General features: G+C 36.5%; 12 protein-coding genes. 5 read left to right on the top strand and 7 right to left on the bottom strand.

The genetic code is table 11. The features are described from left to right. Positions 1–15: 15 nt before the first annotated feature. Both J2786_RS17320 and J2786_RS17325 read right to left on the bottom strand, forming a co-directional pair. On the bottom strand, positions 16–2,331 hold the full coding sequence (locus J2786_RS17320) for a T9SS type A sorting domain-containing protein (protein ID WP_052187104.1): 2,316 nt from the start codon (positions 2,329–2,331) through the stop codon (positions 16–18). 11 nt (positions 2,332–2,342) lie between these two features. Continuing rightward, entirely contained in the window at positions 2,343–2,861 is a 519-nt protein-coding gene (locus J2786_RS17325; RefSeq protein ID WP_047433717.1) for an RNA polymerase sigma factor, read from the bottom strand. Between the two features lie 172 nt (positions 2,862–3,033). On the opposite strand from J2786_RS17325, the gene J2786_RS17330 reads away from it, so the two are divergent. Both J2786_RS17330 and J2786_RS17335 read left to right on the top strand, forming a co-directional pair. Beyond that, positions 3,034–4,236, top strand: a complete 1,203-nt coding sequence (locus J2786_RS17330; RefSeq protein ID WP_047433718.1) for a C1 family peptidase — start codon at positions 3,034–3,036, stop codon at positions 4,234–4,236. Between the two features lie 179 nt (positions 4,237–4,415). After that, on the top strand, positions 4,416–4,574 hold the full coding sequence (locus tag J2786_RS17335; RefSeq protein WP_156121543.1) for a bacteriocin-like protein: 159 nt from the start codon (positions 4,416–4,418) through the stop codon (positions 4,572–4,574). Positions 4,575–4,757: 183 nt separating this feature from the next. Here J2786_RS17335 and J2786_RS17340 read toward each other — a convergent pair whose 3' ends face one another. Beyond that, complete coding sequence (locus J2786_RS17340; protein WP_047433719.1) at positions 4,758–5,819, bottom strand: NADH:flavin oxidoreductase; 1,062 nt, start codon at positions 5,817–5,819, stop codon at positions 4,758–4,760. A 165-nt stretch (positions 5,820–5,984) separates the two neighbouring features. On the opposite strand from J2786_RS17340, the gene J2786_RS17345 reads away from it, so the two are divergent. After that, positions 5,985–6,377 carry a winged helix-turn-helix transcriptional regulator gene (locus J2786_RS17345; RefSeq protein WP_047433720.1) on the top strand — a complete coding sequence of 131 codons (393 nt, stop codon included), beginning with the start codon at positions 5,985–5,987 and terminating at the stop codon, positions 6,375–6,377. A 108-nt stretch (positions 6,378–6,485) separates the two neighbouring features. Then, a complete protein-coding gene (locus J2786_RS17350) occupies positions 6,486–6,902 on the top strand; it encodes a carboxymuconolactone decarboxylase family protein (protein ID WP_047433721.1) in 417 nt (138 codons plus the stop codon). Between the two features lie 54 nt (positions 6,903–6,956). On the opposite strand, the gene J2786_RS17355 is transcribed toward J2786_RS17350, so the two are convergent. Further along, positions 6,957–9,389: an alpha-ketoacid dehydrogenase subunit alpha/beta gene (locus J2786_RS17355; RefSeq protein ID WP_047433722.1), complete on the bottom strand. Its 2,433-nt coding sequence runs from the start codon at positions 9,387–9,389 to the stop codon at positions 6,957–6,959. A gap of 138 nt (positions 9,390–9,527) precedes the next feature. Between J2786_RS17355 and J2786_RS17360 the strand changes: the two genes are divergently transcribed. Continuing rightward, on the top strand, positions 9,528–9,821 hold the full coding sequence (locus tag J2786_RS17360) for a hypothetical protein (RefSeq protein WP_047433723.1): 294 nt from the start codon (positions 9,528–9,530) through the stop codon (positions 9,819–9,821). A 208-nt stretch (positions 9,822–10,029) separates the two neighbouring features. Here J2786_RS17360 and J2786_RS17365 read toward each other — a convergent pair whose 3' ends face one another. The 3 genes from J2786_RS17365 to J2786_RS17375 all read right to left on the bottom strand — a co-directional run bounded on the left by J2786_RS17365 (position 10,030) and on the right by J2786_RS17375 (position 13,041). Continuing rightward, the gene (locus tag J2786_RS17365) at positions 10,030–10,824 is read right to left on the bottom strand and encodes a hypothetical protein (protein ID WP_052187105.1); all 795 of its coding nucleotides are present in this window, start codon (positions 10,822–10,824) and stop codon (positions 10,030–10,032) included. Between the two features lie 259 nt (positions 10,825–11,083). Then, the gene (locus J2786_RS17370) at positions 11,084–12,061 is read right to left on the bottom strand and encodes a polyprenyl synthetase family protein (protein ID WP_047433724.1); all 978 of its coding nucleotides are present in this window, start codon (positions 12,059–12,061) and stop codon (positions 11,084–11,086) included. A gap of 71 nt (positions 12,062–12,132) precedes the next feature. Then, positions 12,133–13,041, bottom strand: coding sequence for a YjiK family protein (locus tag J2786_RS17375; protein ID WP_047433725.1), 909 nt, complete (start codon positions 13,039–13,041; stop codon positions 12,133–12,135). Positions 13,042–13,084: the final 43 nt, after the last annotated feature.

Below are 13,084 nucleotides of genomic sequence, written 5' to 3' on the forward strand. Positions count from 1 at the left end.
AAATAAAAAAGACAGTTAATTTTTAATGACCTTAAATGTTTCCCACAGATCATTAGTATGAATACGTACAAGATAAATCCCTTGAGGATAAGAAGTTAAATCAATTGTATTTTTACCTTCCGGCAGTTTTTCTTTTCTCATAATAATCTTTCCGGCAAGATCATAGATAAACAGTTCTTCAATTGGTTTTCTTGTTTTTATCTGCAGCTGACCTTTTGTAGGATTTGGAAATAGTACAGTTTTAATATCAATCTGACTCTCAATTTCTCTTTCCATTTTTTTGTTGATGTTATCATTTGAAATTCCTGCGCTGCATTCTGGCAAAACAGCTCTCTGAAGGATTAATCGTAATAATAAATCATTCAGTTTTTCAACTTCATAAGAATCTATGGTAGGTTTGATATGGCTGTTTCCTATTCCACTGTCATCTGTAAGGAACGTATAGGTTCCATTGGTGAGTAAAGCAAATGTACGCATCAGATATTCCGTTTGTTTATCGGTATCACTGGCTGCCAATGGAATAATGGTAATTCCTTTCTTTGCTGCAGCCTTTATTGTGCTATAAAGTTTCTTTATATTCTGTTCTGAATGGTGTGGAGGAGCATCCAAAATTAAAAACATTATTTTAGTAGAATTTTCATCACTCCACTTTAGCTCATCAACAGAAACTTTTAGTGCTTCTACAACAGCTTCCGGCGTATCGCCACCACCACCTGCCTTCTGCTTTTTGATGAATCCTACAAGGTCTTCTGCTTTGTCTGAAAAATCAAACTTCCGGGTTACATATTCATCCCCCTGATCTCTGTAAAAAACTGATCCATATCTTACCGTTGTATTCTTAAGCTGTCCTTCGATCTTTTTCAACACATCCAAAAGTTCAGACTGAAGATAAGAAATCTCATCCCCCATAGAACCGGTAGCATCCACTACGAAAGCAAGATCCAATACACGCTTTTGCAGACAGTGTTTATCAAGAATAATCAGGTTTTGTCCATTTTTAAAGGTTCTGAGATTACTACTGATGATCTGCCCTGAACCATCAGATAAATAATATTTCTGAGAATCTGAGTTTTCATCAATCATCGATGATATCCATAATTCCACATTGCCCAGATTATCTGAAACGGCTTCCCAGATAATATTTTTCTTATCATCCAATAGTTTTATTTTCTCCCCTATTACCGGTTTTCTGTCTTGATTGACCAACTGAACTGAAACCCTTTTATCAGGGAAGAACTTCCATGTATTTTTATACTGATCCAGAGTAGGAACTGCAATATCTTTCCAATAATCCCACTTAGAAAAATCGTTAACTTCTCCTGCTGTGAGCTGGCCTGCTTTCGGAAGTACTTTTTCAGGTTCTTCAGGTTCTTTTAGTATTTCCTCTTTACTTTCTGAAGAAACTTTTTTAAGTTTTTCTATTTCATCTTTAGATAATCCATTCGTGGTGATGACAACAACTCCGTTATTAGCTTTGCTTCCATACAGGGCAGTAGCTTCAAGACCTTTCAGTACTTTTAATTCTTTTATTTTTTTAGGATCAAGGGTATTTAAAAATCCAGATTCTCTGCCTAATACAATTCCATCAACAATATATAAAGGAGTCGTCGAGCGACTATCTATACTTTTTACTCCCCTTATTAATATAGCATCATTCTTTTTAATTCCGGTTGACACTTCTAACCCTGCAACTCTTCCAGCAAGTGAAGAAACAGCAGCAGGAGCATGCACAGGAGTTTTATCTGTAGAAGCAATCATAACCGTTGAGGAAGCGGTAACAGATTTATAACTCTTTTTGATCCCATAAGCAGTGACAACAACTTCATCAATTTCTTTTGTTTTTAAGGTATCATTGTATATCTGAGGCTGAGAAGCTATTACTCTGTCAGAAGCTTCCACTGATGGTATATTACAGGTAGGATGAGATTGATACAGATCTATTCCTGCAACTGATGAAGATTTAGGTTCTGTGGGAAGAGATACCGTTACAGGCAATTCTACTTTTCTGATATTCTCCTTGATACTCCTGTCTATCTTTGCAATATCTGTTTTGTTAATCGGGCCTCTTAAACTTGTATTCTCTGCAATTATAGGTTGTAAAGGCTTTGCAATCTCTTTTTTATTCATAAAGTAAAAAGCCCCTAAACCAATCATCAAACTTGCAGCAATACCATACGGCAGCCAAAGAGGAATGATTTTCTTTTTATCTTCTTTTTTATCTAATTTCTCTTCAATCTTTTCCCACACTTTTTCAAAACCAGGAAAAACTGTTGGTTCTTCTGAAAGCTTGGAAGCTTCATTGAATTGTTGATCTATATGATTATTTTCCATTGTTGTAAAGTTTAAATGTTTTGATTCACTAGAAGTTCCTGCAATTTCTTTCTTGCAAAATTGAGCTGGGATTTTGATGTTCCTTCGCTTATGGAAAGCATGGTTGCTATTTCCTTATGAGGATATCCTTCAATAGCGAAAAGATTAAAGATGGCTCTGCATCCTTCCGGGAGAAAATTCAATAAGCTCAGAATATCTTTTTCCAGGGAAAGGTTTTCTGTTGTTCCTTCAGAATGATCAATAAAGTTTTCTTCCAGGGAAATAAACAGTCCTTTGCTGGATCTTAATTTCTGAAGGCATTCGTTCACTGCAATTTTTCTTGCCCATGCTTCAAAGGTATCAGCATTCTGAAGCTGGGTGATTTTCGTGAAGATCTTGTAGAATGTATCGGCCAATACTTCTTCGATATCTTCATCGTTTTTCAAATAGCGTCTGCAGACTGAGTAAAGCCTGCCCGCCATTTTCTCGTAAACTTTCCGCTGAGCATTGCGGTTGTTACGCTGGCATTCCAATAATAATTCTTGTTCCATAGTCAGGAGTTATATTATTATAGATGCGAAAACTTTTGCCGGGGTTGGAAACATGATCATTTTTTTAGAAAAATAGTGAAAAAGCATTTTTTTTCATTTCAAATTTAACTTTTCCTTCTGTAACAAATCTCTATTATCAACGACTCTTAATATAAATAATCTTTTTATAGTAATGAAAAATGCCAAAATTGCATCATTACTTTTTGTTTTGTCTGCAGGAAGTATGATGTTTGCCCAAGATGACTTAATCAACAAGTTAAAAAACAACCAATCACAAAATGCTAATTTTCAGTTCACAACGTTAAAGGACGTTGGCGCAACTTCTGTAAAGAACCAGGGTTCGTCAGGAACTTGCTGGAGCTACTCAGGAAATTCATTCCTTGAATCTGAAATGCAGAGAATGGGCAAAAAACCTGTAGATCTCGCCGAAATTTTCACAGCAAGAAACTCTTATCATGATAAAGCGAAGTTATACGTTTTAAATAATGGAGCGATCAGTTGGGGTGATGGAGGAGAACTTCACGACGTTATCAATATGTACAAAAAGTACGGAGCAGTTCCTCAGGATGTTTATACGGGTTTAAAATCCGGACAGACTACCAACAACTTCAAGGAAATGCAGGGCAAACTGAAGCCCGTTCTTGACAGTCTTGTTCAAGCTTCTTCGAAAGGGAAACTGACTGATAATTGGATGGATTCTGTAGATGCTATACTTGACGAATATTTAGGAAAAGTACCTTCTAACTTTACATATGAAGGGAAAAACTACACTCCGAAAACATTTGCTAAAGAAGTAGTAGGAATCAACCCTGAAGATTATGTGGAATTATCCTCCTATAAAGATTATCCATATTTTCAGAAATTTGTAGTTCCAATTCCTGATAACTGGAGTCACGATTCTGACTGGAATGTTCCGATGAAAGATCTTACAGCAATCATCGACAATGCGGTAACAAAAGGATATTCTGTGGGTTGGGCAACTGACGTTTCGGAGCCTTATTTTTCTTACAAAAATGGTGTAGCTTACGTTCCGGATATGGATTTTGACCAGATTACAGCAGAGAACAAGCAGACTTTGTTTACAGAGCCTAAAAAAGATAAAACCATCACTGAAGACATGCGTCAGAAAGCACTTAATAACCTTTCTACAACGGATGACCACGGGATGCACATCGTAGGTTTGGCTAAAGATCAAACGGGTAAAGAATATTATATGGTAAAAAACTCATGGGGAGTAACCAATGATTTCGCCGGATATATTTATGTAACAAGACCTTATGTTGAATATAAATCAACAGCAATCCTTGTTCACAAAAATGCCATCCCGAAAAGCATCTTAAAACAATTGAAGCCAACTAAAAATATTGGTTTATAAGATAAAGAAATCATTTCTGCCGGTTTAAGGGCAGTTTAGATATTTAAATCTGTTAAAACCCGCTTCCGGAAATTCCGGAAGCGGGTTTATTTTATACCAGTATATTTCACATTTTAGTGCAAAGTGTTATTTAGATTCTAAAAAATATTATATTTGTATGAATCAACAAATTATTACATATGAAAAATCTAAAGAAATTATCAAAATCGACATTAAAGAATATCATCGGAGGAAATGCTCCTGAGTGTCCGGAAGGAAGTACAGCATGCTATATTCCAGGCAGCAATGGAATTCCTCCCCGTTGGAGATGTGTACCAGATTCAATAGGATGTCCATAACATACAAAATCGGCTTTCAGGAAATCCTGAAAGCCGATTCTTTAATAAATAGGTGAAAATTAAATATAAAATAAAGTGAATTATGCTGATTTAATACCTGCATGAACCGTTAATTCTTCTTCGCAAGTAAATTATGCTGTTAAAAAAACCAACGCGAAATGAATTCACAATTCATTATTGGTATTAAAATAAAACACCCATACTTTCTGCTGAAAAATCAAGAAGTGCTTCAGTATTGCCATCTTTGATCTTCTGTACCCATTGGTGATCCTGAAGAATAGCTCTTCCTACCGCAACAAGATCGAATTCTTCATTATCAAGTCTTCTGATCAGTTCTGTAAGATCACTTTTTTCTGTTCCCTGTCCTGCAAAAGCATTAAGGAAATCTCCGTTTAAGCCTACAGAACCTACTGTAATAGTTGGCTGTCCGGTAATCTTTTTGGCCCATCCTGCAAAGTTTAAGTCAGAGCCTTCAAATTCCGGCTCCCAGAAACGGCGCTGTGAACAGTGGAAAATATCTACACCTGCTTCTTTTAATGGTAACAACCATTCTTCCATTTCATTTGGAGTGAATGCCAGTCTGGTTTTATAATCCTGTTGCTTCCACTGTGACAGACGGATAATAATGGTAAAGTCCTCTCCTACTGCTGCTCTGATCGCTTTTACCACCTCTACAGCAAACCTGCTTCTTTCTTTTAATGTTTTACCACCATACTCGTCAGTTCTTGTATTGGTCATTTCCCAGAAAAACTGGTCGATAAGGTATCCATGAGCGCCATGAATTTCAATACAGTCAAAACCAAGATCTTTTGCAGATTTTGCAGACGCTGCAAACTGTGCTATCGTATCCTGAATATCTTCAATCGTCATTGTTGAAGCTTTTTCCATGGGAACTAACGGATACTCTTCGGACATTCTTGTATCACCTACGTGCCAGATCTGAGGTCCCATTTTACCTCCATTCTGATGTACAGTATCAATGACATTTTTCCAGCCGTTCAAGGCTTCTGTTCCATAGAAATCCGGAATATTCTGCATATTTTTGGATCCCGGTCTGTTGATCACAGTTCCTTCGGAAAGAATCAATCCTACTTCTGAAGCGGCTCTTCTTCCATAATAATCTGCGATACTTTGAGTAGGAACTCCATTGTCAGATTGTGCTCTGGTCATAGGAGCCATTACGATTCTATTTTTAAGCTGTAAATTCTTGTATTGAAACGGTTTAAATAATGATGATGTGCTCATATTTAAATTTATATTTTATAATTGTTACACAAAGTAACTAATAATAGTTCACTTTTGTATCTTTTATTAAAAAAATAGTGGTAACTTCGCAGTAACTTACATTAGTAACATCAAAGTAACACATGAAATTCCGGTTTCATATGGTTTTAAAATAAAGATCTCTCTATGAAAAAGAATGAATTAATGCAATACAGCTGTCCTCTGGGTAAGGCAATGGCCGCTCTGGGAAGCAAATGGAAGCCTATTATTGTTCTTGTTATTAAAGACAGGAAGTTACGTTTTGGAGAACTGGCAGTACGCATTAATGTCATTTCCAGAAAGGTATTAACTGATCAACTGAGGGAGATGGAAGCTGATGGGCTGGTGATTCGTGAAGAGTTTAAAGAACTACCTCCAAGAGTGGAATATTCTCTTACAGAAAAGGGATTGGCTTTGCTGCCAATTTTATATTTACTGGAAGAGTGGGAAGCTAAATATCAGGTAAAAGGATCGCATGATGATAAAGATTGCGCTTTTTTGAATGAGGAGGTAAAAAATAAAAAGGCTGTCAATGTTTGATAGCCTTTTACTTTAAATTATACTTTCAAAAAGGTAAGTATATCACCAAAAGGTAAGTATATAGGTTTAAAATCATTTCTGATGCAAATTTGCAGGAAAATATTCATTATGAATTACAAAGAAATTGCAAAAGAAACTATTGGAAATCTGTATAAAGCCCATAACAGCATTAGAAAATCCGGGATTGACGAAAAATTAATTGCACTCGTTGAACTTCGGGTTTCTCAAATTAACGGCTGTGCGTATTGCTGCAGTTATCATGCAAAAGAACTCTCTGATTTTGGCTTTGAACAGGATGTTATTAACAGACTTCCAGGCTGGAAATATACCAATGCCTTCACTGATCAGCAAAAGCTTGTTTTAGAATGGGCTGAAGCTATCATCTACAATAAAGATGATTGGCAAAATATCAAATCAAAGCTGATAGAGCAATTCACTGAGAGAGAATTTGTAGAACTTACAGCAAGTATAACCCTGATGAATACTTTGAATAAATTGAGAATTACATTGGCTGAAAAGGACTAGCAAACAAAAAACCGCTCCCCAAAGGAAACGGTTTTATATTTATTTAAAATCCCATTAGAATATCGCAGGATATTTCTGAGGATTTGTTTCATTAAACATTGCGTAGATTTTTTCTACCATATCGTCTGTAGATGGCTTGCTGAAATAGTCACCATCACTTGCATAAGCAGGTCTGTGATCATTTGCTGCAATCGTCAACGGATCTGAATCCAGATATCTGAAAGCTTTCTGCTTTTCAAGGATCTGCTGCAAGATGAATCCTGTAGTTCCTCCTTCCACATCTTCGTCAATCACGACTAATCTGTTGGTTTTCTTAACACTTTCAGCAATTTCGTGAGATAAATCGAAAGGAATTAAAGACTGAATATCAATCACTTCTGCAGAAATTCCCAGTTTTTCCAATTCGTTGGCAGCTTCTGTTACAATTCTCCATGTAGAACCGTAAGTCACCAAAGTAACGTCTTTACCTTCTTTAGTTACTTCAATTTTCCCTACAGGAACTGTGAATTCGCCTAAGTTATCCGGTTGTTTTTCCTTTAATCTGTATCCGTTCAGACATTCTACGATGATCGCAGGTTCGTCGGCCTGAAGCATTGTGTTATAGAATCCGGCAGCTTTTGTAAGGTTTCTAGGCACCAATACCAGAATTCCTTTTGAAAGGTTAAGAATACCCGCCATTGGAGAACCTGAGTGCCAGATTCCTTCCAATCTGTGACCTCTTGTTCTGATGATTAACGGAGCTTTCTGACCTCCTTTGGTTCTGTAATGTACTGTTGCCAGATCATCACTCATTCCCTGTAAACAGTAAAGAACATAGTCTAAGTACTGGATTTCAGCGATTGGTCTTAAACCTCTCATCGCCATACCAATTCCCTGTCCAAGGATCGTTGCTTCACGAATTCCCGTATCAGCGATACGCAGAGCACCGTACTTTTCCTGCATTCCTTCCAATCCCTGGTTTACGTCACCGATGTTTCCGGTATCTTCACCAAAGATTAAGGTTTCAGGATATTTTTCAAAAATTTTGTCAAAATTGTTTCTGATCACTACTCTTCCGTCTACCTCTTCAGAGCTGTCAGAATATACAGGTTTGATTTCCTGTACATTTTCAGCCTTCCATTCAGACTGAGAGTATAAGTGGGAAGAATAGTTGTCTTTTTCAACAGCAGATACTTCATTATATTTCTGCATCAACTGATTTCTTTCTGCAGAATTGGTTCCTCTTGTCGCCAGTAAAGACTGTCTTACCAGATGGAAAATATCTTTCTTCGCTTTTGAAACCAGTTTATTGAAATGAGCAATATAATTTTCTACTTCAGCATTTTGTCCTTTAAGATTTTCTACTAAAGGTAAAATAGACTGAATAAGTTCAGAAATTGCTTTCTGATAGTTTTCCCAGGCTATTTTTTGTCCTGTTTTTGCCGCTTTTTTCGCTTCTTCATCTATAGCTTCCAGTTCTTCAGCGGTAGCAATCACTTCTTCTTTTCCATCAATTTCGATAGAATAGTTTAGGATCCATTCTTTAAATTTTGCCAGACCATCATACTCAGCTTCCCAGGCCAGACGTTCTTCGTTTTTATATCTTTCGTGAGATCCGGATGTAGAATGTCCCTGAGGCTGGGTAACATCTACCACATGCACTACCACCGGTACACTTTCTGTTCTTGCAAAATGTTCTGCCTTAGCATAAGCATCCAATAATGCAGGATAATCCCAGGCTTTCACCTGGATGATTTCACATCCCTGATTATCGCCTTCTTTTCTCTGGAAACCGCTTAGCATTTCACTGATATCAGCTTTTGCTCTCTGGTTTTTCGTAGGAACTGAAATTCCGTATCCGTCATCCCAGATAGAAACGATCATAGGAACCTGAAGTGCACATGCAGCATTCAGAGTTTCCCAGAAATGACCTTCTGCTGTAGAAGCATCCCCAATTGTCCCGAAAGCAATTTCGTTCCCTTCTCTCGAGAATTTTTCTGAACCGTCAAATTTTACGCTTTTATAAATAGTAGAAGCCTGAGCCAGTCCCAATAATCTTGGCATCTGCCCGGCTGTAGGAGAAATATCCGAAGAAATATTTTTCTGAGCTGTCAAATCTTTCCAGCTTCCGTCTTCATTTAAACTTCTTGTTGCAAAATGCCCGTTCATTTGTCTTCCCGCTGAAGCAGGCTCTCTTTCCACACTGGTATCTGCATACATCTGTGCAAAGAAACTCTCTACTGTCAATGCATCTATTGCCAATGCAAAAGTCTGATCCCTGTAATATCCTGAACGGAAGTCTCCATTTCTGAAAACTTTCGCCATTGCAAGCTGAGGAAGTTCTTTTCCATCCCCAAAAATTCCAAATTTAGCTTTTCCAGTGAGTACTTCTCTCCTTCCGAGATAAGACATTTCACGAGAGATCCTTCCTAACCTGTAGTCTCCAAGTATCTGATTTTTAAAATCTTGAAAGGATATTTGCTGTGTTTCAATATAGGTTGTTTGCATAGCTAAGTAAAAAAGTTTTTTAATCTTCAAGTATTTTGCTAATATACACTTTTTAAATTAATTTTAATTTTTAATAATCTTTTTTAAAAATTTGATAATAAAAAAAATTGTGCTTTATTTTGAAAAAAATTGTAAATCATGGAAAAAAAATCACCTCACATTTTGAATGCTTCCAGCAATCTTTTAGGATTTTCTTTAATTATTATTACCTCATTGAAAATCTCTAAGATCAGTCAGAATACGTATTTGGACGAATTTGCCGGATTTGCCTCTATTCTTTTTGCCTGCAGCTGTTTCTTTTCATTTCTGGCAATCAGAACAGAAAACAAAAAGCGGGAATACACGTTTGAGAACATTGCGGATTATTTATTTTTAATTGCTTTATTTTGTATAGTTCTAGCTGTTATTATTGTAACCCTGAAAATTATTTAATTTAAAATTTTCGCTCAATTCTATAGTTCATGGTAGTATATAATGACAACCACAGGGAAATGTGAAAATTCATCAATAAGCTCTTTTCTGTTTTTTAAACTGAAATCATATGAGATTGTGAATATAAAAAGAAAGTGCTCTGTATACATTTCCAGTTTCCTGAAAACCTATACAAAACACTTTTGTTTTGATTAGAGTAAAGATAGAATTATATCTTCTGAACGGTTACATTGGTAACATTTCCACTTCCTGTAGATCCTGTTTCTGTTGCAATAATGGTAGCATTTTGATTGGGAGCTGCTGTAAAACGGATCTGATATCCGGCTGTAGGAGCTACCACTACGGTTGTATAGTTCATCAATTCACCTACCGTTCCCGAAGAAGCAACTGCATTATAATGGCTTCCTCGTCCCAGGTAATTAGCATCCGGTACGGGTCTGATACCGATGAGCAACTGAGTATCTGCCGGCATATTGGTAAAACTTGCCTGTAACGTTATCAGATAATTCCCAGCCTGATTGAAGGTTAATACTCCGGTTCCTGCATTATAAGAGTAGAAGGGAGAAGTTGCTAACGGTGTAGCAAACAATAAAGTAGTAATTGTAGAAGAACTGATGTTCTGGTTAGCAGCTAAACGTGCATGAAACAGCGAATAGGCAGTGAAATCAATAGTCTTTAGTACTCCGGTAGCATCCGCTACAACCACCCTGTCAGTTCCTCCGACACCTATATTCGAATTAATATTACGGATACGGGCATTTCCGGAGGCCACGTCTAATTTTTCACTTGGAGAAGTTGTACCAATCCCTACTTTAGCAGTAGAAGTCACGCTAAAATCATTATCCTGTTGGGTTACAGAAGGAATTCCTGTGGAAGGATTGTCTTTAGAACCGTCAATATGAAATGTTGTCTGGGGATTCTGAGTACCTATTCCCACTTGTGCGTACGTAAGAAAGCTTGAAGTGATAGCACACGCTACCATCATTGTTTGGATTTTTTTCATTATTTGTTGTTTTTTCTTGCGACAAATTAACAAAAAATATACTGAAACCCAATGAATTATTAACAAGCACTTTATTTGAATGATGCAAAATATTAATTTACAGTAATTTACTGATACAAAAAGAATAAACTAATCACAACTCATTGAATTATTGAGAGATAGAGCTATTTTCTTTCCAATAATAAGAACTTTAGATACCATGCAGGATCAAAGGGAAAAAGAGAACAAAAAAGCAGAAATACCTTAAAAAGTATTTGCATCAGAATTTTCGCTCAATAACATAATCCAGCATAATATGCAATGATTTTCTGGCTTCAGAATCCGGAAATTCATTCAGAATATCTTTTGCTTTCTGCTGAAAATCTTTCATGATGGTAATAGCGTATTCCAGTCCACCGGAACTTTTAACAAATTCTATCAGCTCTTTTACACGCTTAGGATTGTTATTGTATCGTTTTATGGTATCGAAATAGTATTTTCTATCCTTTTCATTGGCTATTTTCAGGGTATGAATCAAAGGCAGTGTCATTTTCTGTTCTTTAATATCAATTCCTACAGGTTTACCGATCACGTTAGAACTTAAATAGTCGAAAAGGTCATCTTTGATCTGGAATGCCATTCCGGTAAAAGTACCGAAATCCATCATCTTCTTGGCAAGAGCTTCATCTGCATTGTTGGAAAGAACTCCTATTTCGCAACATGCAGCAATCAGAGTAGCTGTTTTCTGACGGATAATTTCATAGTATACATCTTCCGTAATATCCAGTTTTCTGGCTTTCTCCAGCTGAAGAAGTTCTCCTTCAGACATTTCACGGATCGTTCTGGAAATAACCCCAAGCAGATCATAATCTTTGTGATCTGTAGAGAGTAAAACTGATTTTGACAAAAGGTAGTCCCCTACCAAAACTGCAATTTTATTTTTCCACAGCGCATTGATTGAGAAGAAATTACGGCGTTTAAAGCTTTCATCCACTACATCATCATGTACCAGAGTAGCCGTGTGGATCAGCTCGATCATTGAAGCACCGCGATATGTTTTTTCCGTCACCTCACCTACCAGCTTGGCACAAAGAAACACAAACATAGGACGCATCTGCTTTCCTTTGGTGGTAACAATAAAACGGGTTACTTTATCCAATAAAGCTACTTTACTCTGCATTGATTCATAAAACTTCTGTTCAAAAAGTTTCATTTCATCATTGATCGGTCGTTTAATCTCTTCTACTGTATTTGCCACAATCTGCGATGCTGGGTGAATAATTATTAATTCTCACAAAGATAATTTTTTTCGCTCAATTTTAAGGCAAATTAATCTTTGAGTTGATTTTTCGGAATAAAATAAAATGAAGGTTTTGCAGTTCCCAGTGGAGACCTGAACTTTTCTCCTGAAATATAAATTCCTGTTTCATCTACACTTATTCCCTCAATCTGTGCCAATGAAAGCGCAGACCCAAGGTAATAATGCCTGGGTTTTCCTTTAAAAAATATTCCGGGTTCTGTTTCCGTAAAAATATCTAAAAAGACTTCTGTTTTCTTGGTATATCCTATCAAATAAAGTTTTTTATCAAAATAAGAGGCATCGGTAACTACAAAACCGGTTTTATAAGTTTCTATTTTCTCTGCCTGTTGCAGTTCTGAAATTTCAGGATCTACGGTATAATGTGAGGTTGCTTTTGAGGCCCATTCTTTGGTAAATATATGAAGCTTTCCATTCAGATAAATCATGGCTTCTGCATCAAAGTCGTTCCTGGTATTTTTAGAAATAAACTCAGTCTGCTCCGGATAATAAAAAAGAACCTTTGTTCCGTCTAAGGCTCTTTCTGAACCGGGAATTTTAATGGCATTAGACTCATCCAGACGTTGGTATGGGACTTTGTAAATCATCAGATCCTTTCTTGTTCCGGTATTATTCCCGAAATCTCCGATATAAAAATTTTCTCCATCATTGGCTAAGGCTTCCCAGTCCGTATTGATTAAATTGGTTTTCAGAGTTCTTATAATTTCTCCACTTTTTTTATCAATCTCAAAAAGCTCGGCAGCATTTCCACTGTCATTGAATGTATACAGTTTTCCATTGAAAATATTCAGTCCTGAAGTTTCTTCAATCCTGTCATCAAGATAATTAACTCTGTATTTTTTTATTTTCAGAAAATCAGTCTGCTGGGAAAATGCAGGTTGGATAACAAAAAGAGCAACAATCAGGAGGATTTTTTTCATAAGACAAAAATAGGGTTTTATTGTGAGTTTGAAGATTGGTGGG

Source organism: Chryseobacterium vietnamense, from assembly GCF_031454475.1.
GTDB classification, from domain to species: Bacteria; Bacteroidota; Bacteroidia; order Flavobacteriales; family Weeksellaceae; genus Chryseobacterium; species Chryseobacterium vietnamense.